The organism is Nonlabens sp. YIK11 (assembly GCF_001413925.1).
Classification (GTDB): domain Bacteria; phylum Bacteroidota; class Bacteroidia; order Flavobacteriales; family Flavobacteriaceae; genus Nonlabens.
The window spans coordinates 2,076,429-2,094,946 of record NZ_LBMJ01000001.1; the positions used below are offsets into that span (position 1 = coordinate 2,076,429).

Below are 18,518 nucleotides of genomic sequence, written 5' to 3' on the forward strand. Positions count from 1 at the left end.
CTTAAAGTTAGAAAAGGAAGCAGCGTAGGAGTCGTAAAGAAATCTTATAATTTTTTAGCTCTTGAAGGTATTTTTCAGACTTGGAGCAGCTAGCGAAGTGGACTATAAATTACTACACATCATTATTCACTTCAATCCAATACCCATCAGGATCTTGAAAGTAGACTTGTTGAATGCCATCGTTGCGAACATAATCTTTATTGATCGATCCTGGCCAGTCTGAATAGTCAATTTTAAGAGTTTGAAGATGTTTTATAAATGAATGAACATCGTTTGTCGCTAATGCGAAATGAACTGCCTTTATCGTCTGGATCTGTGCTTCTGGTCGTGAGATCAAATGCAGTTGCTTTCCTTCGCCTAGAGAAAGCCATCTTGTGGTACAATGGGAAGCTGTATTTTCAATTTCTTCCAATTGAAATACATTTTGATAAAATGAGATGGATTTCTGGACATCTTTTACGGCTAGTGCCATGTGGTTAAAGGAGAAATTGGGCATTTGCGGTTAGCTATTTATTTATATTTTTAATTCTTTAAATTATCAATACGTATTCTAGTCAGCTCCACATCTTCTTTGTTGGTTGCGTAGGAAACGTAGAGGAAATCGCCCCAAACTACGCTTTTGGGGTAACTGTAGCCTGGTCTTTTATATTTTCCTTCAAATCTCATGGGTTGTAGATCACTCGCGCCACTTCTTAACAATAAGGCTTTATCAAAGTGCAACCCATCTTTACTTAAAGTCAAAACCAACGGAAATCTATCTTTTTTACCCGACGGATTATTGACCATGAATGCTGTTCCATTAGGTAAATTACCGGCGCTTTGTTTCGCTCTAGAATCTGGTGTATCTACAATAATTGGAGTGGTCCATGTCACACCATTGTCATGGCTAACAGCAGCCAACTTTTTAAATGAACTATCTTGATCCCGAAAAATCATAACGATCGCACCATCTGTTCTATAGAACCAACTGGGTTCTAATTCCCTGCTCATGTATTGATTCTTGGTTGGCATATTTTCCATCACTCCAGCGGTCCAGCCTGAAATCCCAAGCGGATCATCGGTATAGTAAGGTTTTACCACTAATCCAGGTTGCATATGAAAGGCCGTAAGTAACCGACCGTTAGGCAATTGATGAACATCTTGTTCTATGATTCCCATTACGGGTGTTCCTTGCGAATTCATCACGCGTTGGGGCAAACTCCAATGAATACCGTCGGTTGAGGTCATATATTCCGTGTAGCCTTCTTTAGGTGCAGTTTCTTTCTCTGGCCAGACGCAGATGTAGGCTACTAGTGTATCGCCATCACTCCACCAACCACCGCTGGTTTTGATGCCATCCTTCCATTTTTGGGTTAATGGCTTGGGTGATTCCCAATCCATACCATTGGAACTTTTGCTGTAAAACACTTGGGTATCATCACCATCTTCATCAACGGCTGAGCTTTGCCATTGTGCATAAAGCGATCCTTTGAAAGGAAATAACACCACGCCATGATTGTATTTGTTTTGATGTTCTGTTGGTGAAAATATGGTTGCAGTTTCTAATCCTTTGGCAAAAGGCAGCCCTAAGGTCTTTGGTTTATTAAAATCATAAATCGAATCCACCGTAAAAGGAACTACAGATTCTTGGGCCTGTAGTCCATAACTCATACACTGTAAGAATAGAAATAGGATAAGGGATTTGGATGGATTCATAAAATTTGAAAAATTGGCAACTTAGATAGATTGCCTGTCATTACGTAAGAATTAAACTGATAACCTGTGAGGATTTTCAGAAGTAAGAGAGAACCAGCTATCTCTACTGGCCATTGTGACTTCACGTTCTTCTCGTTGCCTAATCCGTTACATTTTCGTTTAGAGATTTCATAGGTACGACAATGGTCTTTGCCCATAAATCTCCAACTCTTTGATTCATCTCGGTATTCTTGATGGTAACAATTCCCACTAAACCAAAAAAGAACATATCTATAGGGTCTAGTAGATGTCTTTTAAATGATTCTATAAAGGTCAGGTTACGTTGACACCGCTTAGTGGAATTGCCTTTAACCCAACTAATGAATTTCCAATGGTGCCGCCTAAACCGCTTTCCAATCCAACAGTCATCGCCAGCCAGAAAAGTATAGGAATGAATGCTTGCGCGCCATCTAAGGAATAGCCGCCTTCATCATTAGGTGCTCCAATGGCAAAAATCAAAACAAATGTGACTGTGTAAATGATGAGGTAATCTATAAATCCAGCTAAAAATCGATTTCCAATATTGGGTTGTGTTTTCATAAGTTGCATAAAGTTCTTCAAATTTGTGGGAATGGTTTTTTGAATGAAAGACCGTTTGTTTAAATGTCTTAGTTTGCAAATCTTTAAAGTAAAACTATTCGAGGATTTTCAGAAGTAGGCGAGAACGGCGCCATTACTTATAGCCATTGTTACCACACGTTTTTTATACATTTAGTTTTCTTCCATTATTAATTGATTCTATTTCGGGTTCATAAACCGTATCATCATCTGCTTCGACATCAAATATTAGGTCAACATCTATGTATCTTATTTCATCAACTAAAACAGGTTTTGTTTCGAGGAAAACCCATTCTTTAGTGTCTTCGTCTTTATACATATATTCCTCATCATCAATGATTATTTCGACTTTATAGTTTACCCAAACTCTTAATTCAACAGAAATATAGTCTTCTGATACGTTCGTGATATTATAATCTTCGATATCGGTATCAACTTCAATAATTGATATATCGTGAACTTCGTAGTGATTTGAATAATCCCAATATTTTGAATCATCATCAAGTTCATTTTCAACCCAGTCAGCTATTTCTTTCTTGATTCTGTCAGGATTGTTTTTAATAATATCCTCAATTTGGTCGAGTCGTTTTTTGTGAGATGCTCCTTCAATTTCTTTTATTTTATCACTCAAATACAAGTCAAAATCATCAATAATTTCCAAGTTGTCGCTTTTATAGTTTAGCATATCCTTGTCTTTAGAAAAAGCTAAAACTTTAACGTCATTTTCCTTTGCCCATAATTCAATTGATTTTAATGCAAAAGCATCTGGGAACTCACTCTTTTTACCTCCAGAACCAAAAGGAAATTTTTTCTCAAAATAACTTCTAAATATATCTTTAATGTTTATAGTTGGATAATCAATTATTTCAAATTTGGAATCAATAAATTTATCTTTTAAAATATCTCTCAATTCTTTTTGCACCGCTTCACTGTCAAAAGGCTCGAATTTTTCTTTGAGTGATGGTACATTTCGTAGGATTCTTGTGTCGTTTCTATATTTGTTGAATTTTTGGCTTGACTCTTCAACATTTTTTGAAATCCTATTTAGAGTTTCGTCAAAAGTTAATTCAGGAAGTACGACCTTAAGATGACCTCTTTCGGCTAATTTAAATACTTCTTTAATCCTTTTGCCTTCTAAAAAGTTATTGGATTCGAAGATTGAAGTATCTAAAAATATTATATCCATAGTTTGATTCAAATGTGTGGTAACGGTCTCGGCTTTGAGTAGTTGCGTGGGTTAGCACTAACTTTTGCAAGTACACACCAAGCTGAAAATCCGTGAGGATTTTCAAAAGAAGGCGAGAACAAGCAATTACTTATAGCCATTGTTGTGCCTCGTTATTTTTTGATTTCTCTTAATAATTTCGGAATTTCATCATAAGTTGTATACCATATAATTGAAACACCAAGTTCTCTCATAATCTCTTCGTTCAAATTATGATGTCTATCTAAAAATTTCTTTGCCCCATCTATATTATCTATTACAGTGCCTTCTTGTGATTCTATGAAATTATCAATAGTCAACCTTTTCATAAAAGCGAAATGTCTCGTTTTGTCACTATTTCTTGAAGCAATATCCAAAAGTCTTCTCAAATTAGGGTCTGTCATTGATAAACCTACCATTAAGCAATGATTTTCTCTCAAATTTGAAAGTTGTACAAGGTTAGACCAATGATATGAGTCAGAATAAATTAAGTGATATCCTTCTTCTGAAAATACTAATGTGCTTTTTTCTAATCCTTCATAAGCATCAGTGTTTTCTGGTAAAAATCCGTGAACGTGATAAACAGGTAGTTCATCAGGATCTATGAAGTCATTATCTGAATAAATGCTGTGATGTTGAATTGATTGTGATTCAAGTTGTCTTTCTATTAGGTCATCGAAATTGTATGTTATAACAGATTTTACTTTTGCACCTGTTCTTAAAGGCATACACATTTCAACAATAGCTTTTATTAATTCTGAATCAATAGCTTTTCCTGTATCACGTAACTTATATAGATTTTCAGTTATTGTTTTTGTAAACTGTTCGGACTCTGTGTTCCTATTATCTAATCCTTTTCTTAAATACCGAGCCGCCATTAATGCAGAAGGTTCATCAATTTGATTTAATCTATTAACAATTTGCTCGATATCGGTATCTAATATTTTTGATTCATTATCAAATTCGTTCGTTAAATATGTTACGAATAAAGAATTTAAAAGTGTATTCCAATCAGGCATTCCTGCACTACTTGAAACGCCTGCACCAAGGAAGAAAGAAAATTGTCCTTTTTTATACAATCTATTTAATAATTCAATTTTTTCTTGTCTTTCTTTTTCCCAATCCTTTGAGGATTGAACAACCGCAGATTCAATTCTTAAAGAGAAAAGGTTGTTGGCAATAGTATTGGCTTCTTTTCGGTTTTTCGCTACTATACTATTAACTTCCTCAGGTCCCCAAACTATAATTTTGAAAGGTAATTTTTCGTCTTCAATCCGATGAAGTATATAGCTTTTAAATCTATTTGATATAGGATTAGGCGAAATTATTAGTAGATTATCAAACGGTTCAGGTTCTTTAATTTTAGCTTGAATATGTATAACCTGGTCTATTAGACGTTTAATAGGAAACCTTTCGAGATTAAACTTAATCTCTATTTGAGTAGCTCCTTCAATATCCTCAATACCTTCAGGTGCATAAGCATCGAAACCAATTCTCCGAGGTTGAGAGATAAATGGTTTTTTTACTTTTTCAAGATGAATTTTAAGTAAATTAAGAATAAAGGTTTCGAACATATAGTAGCCTCTATGTCCGTCTTGAATATTTATTTTTTTGAATATATCGTCTATTAGCATTTTTCAGTTTTAATGAGGCACAACGTCTCTGTATATGGATCGTAGCGCGTTAATTAGCAATAACTATTCGGTTAAGTACGAGCCGAATTTTTAAATTTTACTATTTATCTTTTTACTTGGAAAATCTTCAAATTTAAAAATTTGGTAACTTTACAAATACACACAGACCTTTCGATTAAGCACTTTTCGCCCTATTTTTATACATTGTTATGTGCTGGCCATCTTTCGGACTTGCCTAAACTTATCTCGCACAAACCCATAATCAATAAGATTAGCAATTAATTTTCTCACGTTTTCACTTTCCCAAGTAAAAGTTTCTGAATTATCAACAGTTCCTAAATAGATTTTATTGTCTCTAATTAAATGTGGACAATTTACTTTTATAAAGTCAATAACATCAATATTTTTTACACGACCTAATTTCCCAACTGTTAAGGTTCCATCGTGCCAAAATGAGTATTTTTCATTTTCTACTTTTACAAAGCGGTCAATTGCGTATTCAAGTGACAAATGACTGTTTTCAAAATCATCGATAGCGATATTTAATAAAGTGTGTCCGTTACTATTTCCATATTTTGGATGATTTTTCGTTGAAATTTTTCCCATTATAGAAATACTAACTAATTCTGTTTCTTGATTTTCGTTTTCGACTATGAAGTAGCGATAATCTCCTGTAAATCCTCCACCTGATGCATTTCCAAAAGTTGTAAATCTTAATCCTCCATCAGAAACAAAAGTTTTTTCGGTCAGTTCCAAATTTTCTGTTTTTTTCTTTTCATCATAAATTAATCCAACTAAATTAACCAGAATAGGGACATATTTTATATCTGTGTCTTGTCCTATATTTCCATCAGCCCAAAGTAGCTCTCGATTTTTCTTTTTTTCTGCTTTATGATTCGGTCTTTCCCAATTATTAATAAATTCCTTTGCAAATTCAATTCCATTGCCTTTTATTAAATATGAATATATTGGAATTTCCTTGATTTCTCTGTAATCTCCTTTCTCATCATCCCAACTATGGCTTATTGTTTCTTTTCCATTAGTCATTATCATCACTTCTGGTTCTAAAAATTCATCATAGCTCATAACTTGGTCAAAAACTTTATCAGTTAGTGCTATTGTTGGTGCTTTACATTCAATTACCATTAATGGAATTCGTTCATTAAGTTTTGGGTCAATTCCAGAGACAATAATGTCGGCTCTTCCTCTTTTACCTTTTTGATAATATGATAATGGAACTTCCACGTCAATAAATTCAATAGGAACTTCAAATTGATTTACTAATTTCGATACAAATTCTTGTCGAATTACTTCTTCTGGTGTAATATGGATTAACTTTTTTCTCTTCGAACAGAGAATACACTCTTTTCCGTTTTTAATGTATCTTTTCATATGCGGTTGGTTATTTTCAGCTTGCAGGTAACGGTCTAGCATAAGAAGCGTAGTGAGGAACGAGCTATTATTTCTTATATATTGTTAGCATCAGTTTGTATTATCTCTGAGTTGATTACTGATATAAGGATATCATAAAAAATGTCAACTTCATAATTGCCTAAGTCAAGATTACTTAGAACCTTAAAATATTGAAGAATTTGAAATGGGGTAGTCGTTTCTTTTAGCTTAGATTCAAGAATTACCTTCTGAATGATAGATTCAATTTTAAAATTTATTGTTTTCCTATCTCCACTTATCTCCTGAATTGTCTTATTATAATTTGATTTTATCTTTACAATGCCTAATTCAAAATTCGTTATGGCTTTAATAGCAGTTTGAATTATAATACAAGCATTTTCAGAGTTCAGACCATATTTAGCTACATTGTGATACTGTAACATAAGAAGATCGACAAAGGTATCCGTTCTTGCAATGCGCCAAAATAGTTCTCCTTCTTTTAGATCGGATATGATAGTTATTAACTTCATTATATCAAAATTTAAACAGGTTGAGCATCATTCCACATCCTTTCAAATTCATTTTGATATTCATCAAACATCCATTTACCTTTTTTAAGTTCCATTGTCAATGTAGATTTGCTTTGTCTTTTGTAAAAATGCGGACCAACGAACATCGTGTTATCTATTCTGTAAATCATTGATGAAAGTGGAATCTGAATAATCCTTATTTCGATTCCTGATACTTGATCAAAATAGTTTTTGAAAGTTTCGAATCTAGTTCTGAAAAGATCAATTGACTTACCTTCAATTTGAGCTCTGATCTTTGCAGATTCAGAATTATAATCCACAAATAAAGCTCTGACTTTGATATTCTTATTCGTAAGTTTTTCTCGAAGAATTACACTATTACTATCAAAGAAACCACCTAATGAATAACCACATATATCTAAGCTGGTATCTAAGTCTTTAATTAAGTCATCATATCTGTCGATGTCTCTTTTCTTATATAGCAAGTTTAATCCGCCTTCATTAATGATGTTCTTAATTCTCTCCATTAGCTTACTTATCGATACGGTTTTCCAAAGATCAAGAAACACTACGATACCTGTTGCGATGACAGAAGTTCCAATAGAAACAAGTATGTTGGATTTAGTAGGATCTTCTTTGATTAACTCTACTCCTTTTTCAATAAGCATGTATCCAACGAATAGAATGATAAGGTTAATTAAGAGATATACTTTTTTATTTAAGAGATACTTTATGATGTCCATTCGCTAATATGTTTTCAATTTGAGTTTTGATCTTGGTGTGAATTGTTTCGGGATCCAACCAGTAATTATTTGGATCCGCGCAATTGATATTAATGAAATTAGATTCTTCATCAACCATTTTAAAATATTCTACTAAAACTTCTTTTTGCAATTTAAGTGAGTCTTCATGTATGTCTTTTTTCCCATTAAGATATTTTCTATCCTGCCCAGTTCTGTCTTTAAGCAAAGATTTTTCAATAATTTCAAAAGGTACATTTAAGAAAAATGAAAGGGCTGGTTTGGGTAACTTATTATGCGCAAATTCATAATTATTAATCCAATCTTTTAGTTTTGCTTTTTCACTTTCGTTATGGACTTTAGCACATTGAAAAGCAATGTTAGATTTAACATACCTATCCATTAAAATACAATAGCCCTCTTCAAGCCAAGTATTTAACATTGACTTGTTTTCCAATCTATCAAGTGCAAATAGAAGACCTACAATTTTCGGATTTACTGCCTCGACAGAACCAAATTCCCCTCTAAGGTATTCGGCAATTAATTCTCCATATACACCTTCGTTAAGTTTAGGATAATGAATAAACTTGTGTTTTAAATTAATCTTTGCAAAGTATTTTTGAAGAAGTGATATTTGAGTCGATTTACCGCATCCATCTAAGCCTTCAATTGTTATTATTTTTCCTTTCATTTAGTAAATTTCAAAAAATGATTTTGTTAAGTGAATATTATTAATCTTATTTTGACTATGGATTGTAGCCATTTTATCTCCTTTTTTTACCGTTTGATTAATTTGTTTGTTTATAATTACTCCATTATAGTAGTTGCTTGATTTACTAAACATATTTGTTCCTGCACTTAAAAAGAAGTTAACATATTCGCCAATGTTTCTTGTGTTTATTGAACGGATAGTTCCATTCTTTTCAGCTTTTATCTGATATTCAGTTAATGGATTTCCTCGAACAAATTCTTTATCGCCTTCAATTAGAGAAATGGTATTTTGGGATACTCCATGGTTAAGAAGTAAATCTTTGAAGCTTTCAAATACATCTCCTTTCGCAAAATGTTCTCGACACGTTATTGAGACATCTCTCTTATCAACATTTGAAAAAGAAGAAATAATTGTACTTGTGAAATCAATAACGAGATCTCTTTGAACATCAATTCCATTCTGGTCGAAAATGTATGAGGAATAGCTTGTTTGATTTTTCATTACACATACTGCTTCTAGTACTTCTAAGTAGTTGCCAATTGAACTACCAGTTAGGATTTCTGAATTAGTATATTCAGCTATTGAATTTATATCGTTGTTTTCTAAAATAGACTTAGTAATTTTAAAAAATTTGACCGCTTCTTTTTTAGACTTTAAGAAAGTATTCTCACCATATCGAATATCTAATAGTAATTGATGTACTGGATTTGCAATTTGTTTGCTTGCAATACTTGACACTATTAGTGGAAGAGAATTAACTGTATTTGTTATACTCCTTAGTTGATATAAATTATTATCGGAAGGATTATAATCTCCTTTGGTTACAGTCATGCATACGGAACCTTGAACAAGTTTCTCAATACTTTCTTGTCCTGGTAGTGGAAAAGAAAAACCTGGTATACAATTTAGTTTATCCCAAGTTCCGCCTGTAAAGCTTAAAGTTTTAGCTACTAAGAATGGAGAAGCTATTTTAAATTTTCTTGAAAGACACTTTAATAGACTTGGCATTATTAGAGCGGTTTTTTCAGAAACGCCACCAGTTGGATACCTTCTTAATAAAATTTTATCCGATAGATCAGCAGATTCCATATAATTGTATTGTTTGCCAGAATTTGCCATTTGGATAGTTAATTTTTTTATGTCATTATCATTTAAGCCATATTCTTTTATCAAAACAAGAATGCTAGTTAATAGTATTGAATGGTGTTTTGGGTTTAAAGAGTACTTTATAAAATCTGTAAAATCTTTACTAAGCCAAGCTTTTTTATTTGCAATCCGGTTCCGGATATCATCAGGGAATTGATTTAAATATAAAATTCTATGTAGATTGTCTATTTCAAAAAATACTAGTTCACATACATTGTCTTTAATCCAGCTAATTACAACTTGGTTGTCATTTTTTGATGAAATGACAAATGTACATGCTAAAGAAGTTATAGTTTCCGGACAAATACCTTGATCAAATGCTTTAAGTAGTAAAGCAAACTTTTCATTTAAGTTGACTTTACTTGATGAAATCAAGCCGTATAGAGTATTAGTAATCAATTAAAATATTTCTTTATGTCATTTACAATTTTGATTGCTTCAGTTTTCGAATCGGTATAAGACTGAGAGTGTTCATACAGAATACAATTGGTGTTTTTGCAATATGTTCTCGCAGCATTTATAAATGCTTCTTGTAGGATAAATGATCTTTTGAATTCCTCTTCATTGTCAAGATTTCTGTTTCTATCGTTTATAAATCTTTTCCAATTATCTTCGCTTAGTTTAAATAGTATAAGAAGATCTATTTCAGGCAGATTTAAATAATCTTTTTTGGAAATGCTAACCATTTCATCATAAAATATGTCTTTTGATGAAAACAACCACTCTAATCCTGGTTTATCATGATACAAGTAAAATAATTTGTCATAGCTAGAGTCTAGCATACTTGATTTTCCAATTTTCCGTAATTCATCTGCTTTATAATAGTGTGGAACACGAATTGAGCGAAACCACATAATAGCATTGAAATTCCCACAAATTTTTCTCATTTTTACTGCTTCTCCCCAATCTGATTCTTCTGGTTCATGAAATGTCTTAATATCAAGTATTTTACCAATCTCCTTTGTAGTTGTGGACTTTCCACTTCCTGGGATTCCGAATGCTGCTATTATCATAAATTTCCTTGGCTTGCCTAATTGATGCTAACTATTGTATAACCGCAATTTACATAATTAAGTCTCACAATCTATCTGTTTCCAAAGGTCTAGCTTTGCATCGTCAATCGCTCTGCAATACTTCGTTAAGTGCGGTTATCAGCATGTTTATAGTCTAAGCGTTTACTATCAGTTGTGTCAAAACGTTTTTCTAGGATGATCTTGCTGCGGTAATGGTCATTTGTTTAGCTTTCTTGCCAGTCCGGAAAGCAGACGCGAAAGCGAAAAATATCTAAAACAAAAAAGACCCTGAAATTAATCAGAGTCTTTCTTACTTTATAGAGGTTCCAAATCTGCGCTGCCGCTTGTTTGGGATAAGCGATACATAGCGTTTTACTTAAGCAAAATCAAAAATTCAAAAAAAAGACCCTGAAATTAATCAGAGTCTTTCTTACTTTATAAAGATCCCAAATCTGCGCTACCGCTTGTTTGGGATAAGCGATACGTAAAGTTTTGCTGTTGCAAAACCAACGTCCTGCTTACTTCACTTCTTCAAAATCTACGTCTTCCACATCGCTGGTGTTGTCCGTACCTTGATCTGCACCTGCAGCGCCGGCATCAGGTCCAGGTTGTCCACCTTGGGCATCTGCTTGTGCTTTGTACATCTCTTCACTGGCAGCGGTCCATACAGTGTTCAATTTTTCCAGTGCTGGATCGATCTTCTCGATTTCTTTAGTCTCATAAGCGGCTTTCAAGTCGGCAAGAGCTTCTGTAATAGGAGCTTTCTTGTCGTCGCCTAGCTTATCGCCAAATTCTTCCAACTGCTGCTCGGTCTGGAAGATCATTTGATCTGCCTGGTTCAGCTTGTCCGCTTTTTCTTTGGCTGCTTTATCGGCTTCAGCATTCGCTTCTGCTTCCTGCTTCATTTTTTGGATTTCCTCTTCAGTCAATCCAGAAGATGCCTCGATACGAATGTCTTGTTTCTTACCAGTTGCTTTATCTTCTGCACTTACCTTGATGATACCGTTGGCATCTATATCAAAGGTTACCTCAATTTGCGGTGTACCACGACGTGCTGGTGGGATTCCATCCAGGTGGAATCTACCTATGGTCTTGTTGTCTGTCGCCATGGAGCGCTCTCCTTGCAACACGTGGATCTCCACACTAGGCTGATTGTCTGCTGCGGTAGAGAATACCTGTGACTTCTTGGTTGGGATAGTCGTGTTGGACTCAATCAACTTAGTCATCACGCCGCCCATAGTCTCAATACCTAGAGAAAGTGGCGTTACATCCAGTAGCAATACGTCTTTTACATCACCAGTCAATACACCACCTTGAATCGCTGCACCTACGGCAACTACCTCATCTGGGTTCACACCTTTGGATGGCTTCTTACCAAAGAAGTTCTCAACGGCATCCTGTACGGCTGGGATACGAGTAGATCCACCTACAAGGATGATCTCGTCAATATCGCTCTTAGACAATCCAGCAGCTTTCAATGCTTTTTCACATGGCTCGATGGTTCTTTTTACTAGGTCAGAGATCAATTGATCAAATTTGGATTTGGTCAATGTTTTTACCAAGTGCTTAGGTCCGCTAGCGGTAGCCGTTACATAAGGTAAGTTGATCTCGGTTTGTGCGCTTGAAGAAAGCTCGATTTTGGCTTTCTCTGCAGCTTCTTTCAAACGTTGCAAAGCCATTGGGTCTTTTCTCAAGTCAATGTCTTCGGCACTTTGAAACTCGTCTGCGAGCCAGTCGATGATCTTCTCATCCACGTCATCACCACCTAGGTGCGTGTCACCGTCAGTTGCTAGTACTTCAAATACACCATCACCCAATTCTAGGATGGAAACGTCATGCGTACCACCACCAAAGTCAAATACCACGATCTTCTGATCCGTATCTTTCTTGTCAAGACCATACGCCAGCGCTGCTGCAGTAGGCTCGTTAATGATACGTTCTACTTTAAGTCCAGCGATTTCACCAGCTTCTTTAGTCGCCTGGCGCTGGCTGTCGTTAAAGTAGGCTGGTACGGTAATTACCGCTCCGGTTACTTCAGTTCCTAGGTAATCCTCGGCAGTTTTCTTCATTTTTTGAAGAATCATTGCACTCAATTCCTGTGGTGTGTACAAACGACCGTCGATGTCGACACGTGGCGTGTTGTTATCGCCTTTTACGACGTTGTAGGGAACACGGTCAGCTTCCTTAGAAACCTCGCTAAATTTGTTACCCATAAAACGCTTGATGGACGCAACGGTTTTGGTTGGGTTTGTTACGGCTTGTCTTTTTGCAGGGTCACCTACTTTGATCTCACCACCTTCTACAAAGGCAATGACAGATGGAGTAGTGCGTTTCCCTTCTGCATTAGGTATTACCACAGGCTCACTTCCTTCCATTACGGAAACACAGCTGTTGGTCGTACCTAAATCAATTCCAATTATTTTACTCATTATAATATGTTTTAGTTAGCAATTTTATTTTCTTGGACACTCTCTTAAAGTCAATGTTTGTGCCAGCAGATTTCAAATGACAAGCTGTCAGAAACTCACTCAAATTGTCAGAATAATCTGGTGTTTGCGTTAGGAACCATGTCAGCATGGAGCAATGAGATGTTGAAGGAGTTCGCTTTCGCGAAAGCGAAATTCCCATTCCAGCATCAGGACAGAACCCTAGGAACTAATTGGTACTCAAAAGTTTTCACCACAAGGTTTTTAAGGGATACGGCAAATGCCCTATTGTCGCAGTCCCAGGATTTTGATAATTTCAAACAAATTCCAATCGATGAAAAATTACCTAGCAACCCTTGTGGTCCTACTTATCGCAAGTTATGGACTGGCTCAAAAAGTAGGCGACAGCATACCTCAAGTAGAATTTAACCCTGCATTTGATCTTAATGGTTTTGAATTCCTGCCTAGAGTGACGATTCATGAAAAGAACCTGATAAGCCCCAAAAAACTGGAAGAAGGCAAAAAATATGATCGGATAGAGTTTACACATTATGGTAAAAAGCTTTGGTTTTCGGCCAAGTGTAAGGAGAATAATGGTCTCTTTTATGAATTTAAAAATGCCTCGCCTTTCAAATACGTGGAAAACGATGCACCCTTTGCAGCAGAAGGCCCAGACAAGAACGGTTATATTCCTAATTCTGTACCTATCTATCACGGCAATGGGCAATTGTGGTATGAAGAGAAAATGTGGGATGCCGCGCCTGCGCAGCATTATTCAAGTGTTGCATTTAATGAAGACGGTAGTTTGTACCGCCAGCTTACATACTATTACGGTAAACAGGAACCTCATCCTATTTTTGGTGAAAAAAGTCCAGGAATGGTAACGCCTGTCCCAGGTTACACTCCTAATTATCAAACCTATCCCAATGGGGTTTCCTATATGGGCTATCAACATGTGGGCACTCTATATACTAGTGAAGGCTGGGAAATCACCGGTTTTATGACGAGTCTGAGAAAGAGATTTGGGAATGGTGGCGTGTTTTTTATTGCCAATAGAGCGACTAATTTGTGTTACTGGGCCACGGTTCTTAATTACAAAATCATATTCATCCAACCAGCAGATTGTACAGAAAAACCAGACATTCAAGAACTCAATGAAAACTGGGATGTCAATCAGTACGACTGGGATGTGGATGCGTTCAGCAAATCCAAAGTCACCGAGGAAGCCAAACAAGCCTTTATGGTACCAGACGAGCACTGGGACAAGAAATGGTATTTCAGTCTAGAGGTGCTGGAGGCAAACGCAGATCGTGAGATAGCAAAAGATGGATATCATGTGAAAGTATTTCCAGTTACCAACCGATTAGGAGAAGATGGATCGATGGTAGAGATAGGTATGTATAAAAACGGTAAGCTTCATGGTCAAGGATTTACCGCGCGCATCGATTACTATCCTGGTGTATATAATCTCACTAAATCCAGCAAAAGTGGCGAGATATTATTCCTGAATGCACGATGGGATTTGATGGCAGGAACTTTTGAAAATGGGAATTTTAAACAAGGGCGCAAATTCTCTACAGAAAATGCCTATTCCTTTGAAAAGGATATTTTTACAGAGCCTGCTTACGACAATTACGATTTTGTAGGCAACAAGGAAAACTCTTTGGTAACCGGTGCAACCATAGGTATCAATGAAGTGTCCATGAAACACTATGTCTATATCAAGTCCTTGAAAAGAGTCCTAAGTCCCATAAGTGTAGACAAAGCAAAAGGCGTCATCACCGTACAAACCGATCGCCCTGGAACCACACAGGATTTCAACATTGCAGATGGTGATATTTACGCATGGGATACCAGAATGAATTCCTATAAAGAAACTTGTCCTACCGTTAAAAGAGTTCCCGTATATAGAGAGAAAAAAGTATTGTTGTATACGCTACCTGGCGAGGTCAAAAGAACCGAATATAGAGTAGCGATGATGAGTGGTACTAAAGTCAATAGCAGTTACTACGTCGCACCAGGTAAGGAAGTCTATGGCACAAAAAGCGAGGTGGACCATTATGAAACCCAAACCTGTCCCATTTGCAAAGGAACTGGCGTCCTGTATAAGTCAAAACAATCAGGCGGCTATGCAAAAGTCGTTTTCTAGCCGACAGTCAAGAAGGTTCGTTTTCCAAAGTCTATGAAACCTGTTTCGAGCGGTAGTTTAGAAAATGTTGTTTTCAAATGTCTATCGTACCTGTTTCGAGCCGCCGTGCTGAGCCTGCCGAAGTAGGAAGTCAAGAAAAGATCCGTGTTCCAAAGTTTGTAAAACCTGTTTCAAGCCGCCGTGCTGAGCCTGTCGAAGCAGACAGTCGAGAAAAGGTTTTTGTTCAGCGCTTCATCAAACCTGAAAAGCAGCCACAAAAAAAGCCCATCAAATCAATGATGGGCTTTCTGATATTTTGGAAATGAGGTTTACATTTCCTCAGGCATCAAAATCGCAAGAATGTAATCTTCATTAAGATACTTCTTGGCCACTTCCTGAACGTCTTTGGTAGTCATTTTGGCTACCTCAGCTTCAAAGTTCATCATGCTGTTAGGATCACGTTGATCACGGCTCGCGTTGACGAGGTTGCTCAACCAGAATCGGTTGGACTTCAAGTCTTCCTTACGCTCTAACAAATAACCTTCTTTAACTTTATTCAAGTCTTTTTCTGATGGGCCATTTTCCTTAAGATTGGCGATTTCCTTTTGAGTAGCGGCAACCAGTTTCTCTACATTATCAGGACCACATGGGAATGATACGCTAAAGTTGAAACCTGGTTCTGGAATTTTACTCATGCTACCACGAGCGCTACCACCATAAATACCACCTTCTTGTTCTCTTAAAACTTCAATGATTCTTATGGTTAAGGCTTCGCCTAAAGCGTCCACTGCTAGATCTTCCTGAGCACTGTACGCTGGAATGTCATAATCCCATCGCATCTGTACCAGACTTTTCTCTTCAGTTCCTTTGTTTACGGTAATCTCACGAGTTCCCTGCTTTTCTTTCCAATCGAAGGTGTTGTACATTTCCTGCTCACCGGTAGAAGGTAAGTTAGCAAGATACTTTTTGGACAATTCCATCACGGCAGCTTCATCCACATTTCCGACTAGGAAAAAGTTGAAATCACCAGCATTGGAAAAACGTTCCTTGTACAATTCATAAGCACGTTGATAATCTGCAGCATCATAGGCAGCCTCATCTGGGAAACCAGCATATCTAGGGTTGCCTTGATTACGCATTTCGTTCACTTCATTACTAAAATATGTCTGCGGATTTGACATCATGCGACCTATGAAAGACTTCTGCTTAGAGATGAAACTGCTGTAGGCTTCTTCATCCATGTTGAGATCTGTAAAATACAAGTGTATCAATTGGAACATGGTTTCCAGATCCTGTGGAGTTGCAGATCCGCTTAAATTCTCTGTGGTACTTCCTATAAATGGACGTACGCTAACGAGTTTTCCAGTCATGTACTTATCCATATCTGTAGCAGATAATCCAGCGACACCAGCTTCCGTAAGACCGCCGTTAGCAAAAACGGTAGCTAGGTAATCTTCATCAGAATATAAACTGGTACCACCATAGCTGTAGGCAGACATCAGGATTTCATCATTTTTGAAATCAGTCGTCTTGATCGTTACGGTAGCGCCATTGCTCAAGGTGAAAGTCTTGGTTCCTAACTTATCATTGGTTTCTGTTTTGGTAATACTACCAGGAGCCGGTAATTCTTCAATCAGATTTTCACGTACTTCTGTATCTTCATAAGGAGCGACTTCTGCAGTAGCTACTTCATTGACCACTTTTAGGATGTCTGCCTCAGTAGGCTTGTTTTCAGTAGTTGGTCCTGTAAAGACAATCGTTCTGTTATCATCGTGGATATATTTTTCGATTTTGGCATTTACCTCGTCTACTTGGATGCCTGGTAATAATTCCATCGTCTTTTCATATCTCCATTCTGGACTTGGTACAACGCCACCATTCAGGTAATTGTTCACATATTGACCTACCAGACGACCGCTTTCTGTTTTATCGCGATTGGCATAGAAAGATTCAAAACTGGACTTGTAGGCCGCTTTTGCACGCTCTAATTCCGCTTCGCCAAAACCATACAGCTTCACACGTTGGTTTTCTTCAAGAACCGCTTTCAAGGCTCCTAATTGTCCGTCTGGTGCAGAACCTGCGAAAGAAGAATAAGCATTTTTGTTTTTGGCTACTGTACCACCATAACTGCTACTCGCAAAAATGAATGGTGGGTTAGGCTTCTGTGTCAATTCCTGCAAACGATTGTTGATCATAAAGGAGAACAATCCATTGACAAGATCGTCGCGATAGTCACCAACCGTTGTCGTAGGCTCTGATTCAAAAGTATCTTTATAGCTCACGTTGATAGAGGCAAAAGTGGCTTCTGGATCCTGCGCTATCGCAATCTTAGTATCGTCGTGGTTAGGTAGATCAAACGTTGGACGTTCTCTTGGATTCTCATTAGGCTCAATTCCAGCAAAATGATCCTTGATTTTTTGCTCCATGATTGCTGGATCAAGATCACCTACGGCAACCACGGCCATCAAATCTGGACGGTACCAGTCGTTGTAAAATCTTTTAAGTACTGCCGGTTCAAAATTTTTGAGAATCTCGTCTTTACCTATAGGCAAACGTTCTGCATATTTGGAACCATAAAATTGAACAGGTATGGTCACCTTGTTCATACGGTCGCTGGCACCTTTACCATTTCTGGATTCTTCAAGAACAACACCACGCTCATCATTAATGGCATCTGTTTCCAACAGCGCACCGTGTGCCCAATCTTCAAGAATGGTGAATCCTTTTTCCAGCTTCTCTGGATCGTCACTTGGAATAGGCAAGATGTAAACTGTCTCGTCAAAACTTGTGTACGCATTTAAATCAGCGCCAAATTTTACACCTATTCCCTGTAGATAGTCTACCAGTTCATTTTTCTGGAAGTTAGTAGTACCATTAAAGTTCATGTGCTCCATAAAGTGGGCAAGACCTCGCTGGTCATCATCTTCCAGGATGGACCCTGCATTGACCGCAAGACGCAATTCTACCTTATCTTCTGGCTTACCATTGTTTTGCACGTAGTAGGTCAGACCGTTGTCTAAAACACCCATGCGCACGCTGGGATCCATTGGGATCTTTTGATCCATTCCAGGCATTGCTGGAGTCATGGACTCGCTCGCACTGGCATCTTGATTGTCTACGGTAGAAACATCTGGTTTTTTCTGGTCTGTCATTTTTGGAGAACAGGCAAGAATCAACGATGCGGCAAACACGTAATACACCTTGGTTAATTTCATAATTTCTGGGTTATAGTTTAGAAAGCTTTAAAAATAGGTGCGGAAAACGTGGATTCATAATATTGTAAGGTGTTTCTTTAAATATT

Annotated in this window: 16 protein-coding genes; 3 read left to right on the forward strand and 13 right to left on the reverse strand. The window is 36.8% G+C overall.

The genetic code is table 11. The features are described from left to right. Positions 1-112 precede the first annotated feature (112 nt). The 12 genes from AAU57_RS09325 to dnaK all read right to left on the reverse strand — a co-directional run bounded on the left by AAU57_RS09325 (position 113) and on the right by dnaK (position 13,092). Positions 113-472 carry a VOC family protein gene (locus tag AAU57_RS09325; protein WP_316931648.1) on the reverse strand — a complete coding sequence of 120 codons (360 nt, stop codon included), beginning with the start codon at positions 470-472 and terminating at the stop codon, positions 113-115. Between the two features lie 50 nt (positions 473-522). Continuing rightward, complete coding sequence (locus AAU57_RS09330; protein WP_156340092.1) at positions 523-1,695, reverse strand: sialidase family protein; 1,173 nt, start codon at positions 1,693-1,695, stop codon at positions 523-525. A gap of 312 nt (positions 1,696-2,007) precedes the next feature. Then, on the reverse strand, positions 2,008-2,274 hold the full coding sequence (locus tag AAU57_RS15265; protein ID WP_231717792.1) for an RDD family protein: 267 nt from the start codon (positions 2,272-2,274) through the stop codon (positions 2,008-2,010). Between the two features lie 163 nt (positions 2,275-2,437). After that, a complete protein-coding gene (locus AAU57_RS09340) occupies positions 2,438-3,478 on the reverse strand; it encodes a PIN domain-containing protein (protein ID WP_055412653.1) in 1,041 nt (346 codons plus the stop codon). Between the two features lie 152 nt (positions 3,479-3,630). Then, positions 3,631-5,130, reverse strand: a complete 1,500-nt coding sequence (locus tag AAU57_RS09345; RefSeq protein WP_055412654.1) for an SIR2 family protein — start codon at positions 5,128-5,130, stop codon at positions 3,631-3,633. Positions 5,131-5,337: 207 nt separating this feature from the next. Then, on the reverse strand, positions 5,338-6,564 hold the full coding sequence (locus AAU57_RS09350; RefSeq protein ID WP_055412655.1) for a type I restriction enzyme HsdR N-terminal domain-containing protein: 1,227 nt from the start codon (positions 6,562-6,564) through the stop codon (positions 5,338-5,340). 32 nt (positions 6,565-6,596) lie between these two features. After that, complete coding sequence (locus tag AAU57_RS09355) at positions 6,597-7,052, reverse strand: hypothetical protein (RefSeq protein ID WP_055412656.1); 456 nt, start codon at positions 7,050-7,052, stop codon at positions 6,597-6,599. 11 nt (positions 7,053-7,063) lie between these two features. Beyond that, positions 7,064-7,795 (reverse strand): hypothetical protein, encoded by a 732-nt coding sequence (locus AAU57_RS09360; RefSeq protein WP_055412657.1) that lies wholly within the window; start codon positions 7,793-7,795, stop codon positions 7,064-7,066. Beyond that, the gene (locus AAU57_RS09365; RefSeq protein WP_055412658.1) at positions 7,767-8,483 is read right to left on the reverse strand and encodes a dTMP kinase; all 717 of its coding nucleotides are present in this window, start codon (positions 8,481-8,483) and stop codon (positions 7,767-7,769) included. Before AAU57_RS09365 ends, AAU57_RS09360 begins: the two co-directional genes overlap by 29 nt. Next, positions 8,484-10,049, reverse strand: a complete 1,566-nt coding sequence (locus AAU57_RS09370; RefSeq protein ID WP_055412659.1) for a hypothetical protein — start codon at positions 10,047-10,049, stop codon at positions 8,484-8,486. Then, entirely contained in the window at positions 10,046-10,663 is a 618-nt protein-coding gene (locus AAU57_RS09375) for a hypothetical protein (RefSeq protein ID WP_055412660.1), read from the reverse strand. The genes AAU57_RS09370 and AAU57_RS09375 overlap by 4 nt, the downstream gene beginning before the upstream one ends. A 518-nt stretch (positions 10,664-11,181) precedes the next feature. Further along, on the reverse strand, positions 11,182-13,092 hold the full coding sequence (gene dnaK / locus AAU57_RS09380; protein ID WP_055412661.1) for a molecular chaperone DnaK: 1,911 nt from the start codon (positions 13,090-13,092) through the stop codon (positions 11,182-11,184). Positions 13,093-13,230: 138 nt separating this feature from the next. On the opposite strand from dnaK, the gene AAU57_RS15035 reads away from it, so the two are divergent. From AAU57_RS15035 to AAU57_RS09390, 3 genes are all read left to right on the forward strand, one after another. Next, on the forward strand, positions 13,231-13,518 hold the full coding sequence (locus AAU57_RS15035) for a hypothetical protein (RefSeq protein ID WP_197275403.1): 288 nt from the start codon (positions 13,231-13,233) through the stop codon (positions 13,516-13,518). Then, the gene (locus AAU57_RS09385; RefSeq protein ID WP_055412662.1) at positions 13,424-15,238 is read left to right on the forward strand and encodes a hypothetical protein; all 1,815 of its coding nucleotides are present in this window, start codon (positions 13,424-13,426) and stop codon (positions 15,236-15,238) included. The genes AAU57_RS15035 and AAU57_RS09385 overlap by 95 nt, the downstream gene beginning before the upstream one ends. Before the next feature lie 77 nt (positions 15,239-15,315). Then, a complete protein-coding gene (locus tag AAU57_RS09390) occupies positions 15,316-15,543 on the forward strand; it encodes a hypothetical protein (RefSeq protein ID WP_055412663.1) in 228 nt (75 codons plus the stop codon). A gap of 3 nt (positions 15,544-15,546) precedes the next feature. Here the strand turns inward: AAU57_RS09390 and AAU57_RS09395 are convergent, their stop codons facing one another. Continuing rightward, a complete protein-coding gene (locus AAU57_RS09395; protein WP_055412664.1) occupies positions 15,547-18,432 on the reverse strand; it encodes a M16 family metallopeptidase in 2,886 nt (961 codons plus the stop codon). Between the last annotated feature and the right edge of the window lie 86 nt (positions 18,433-18,518).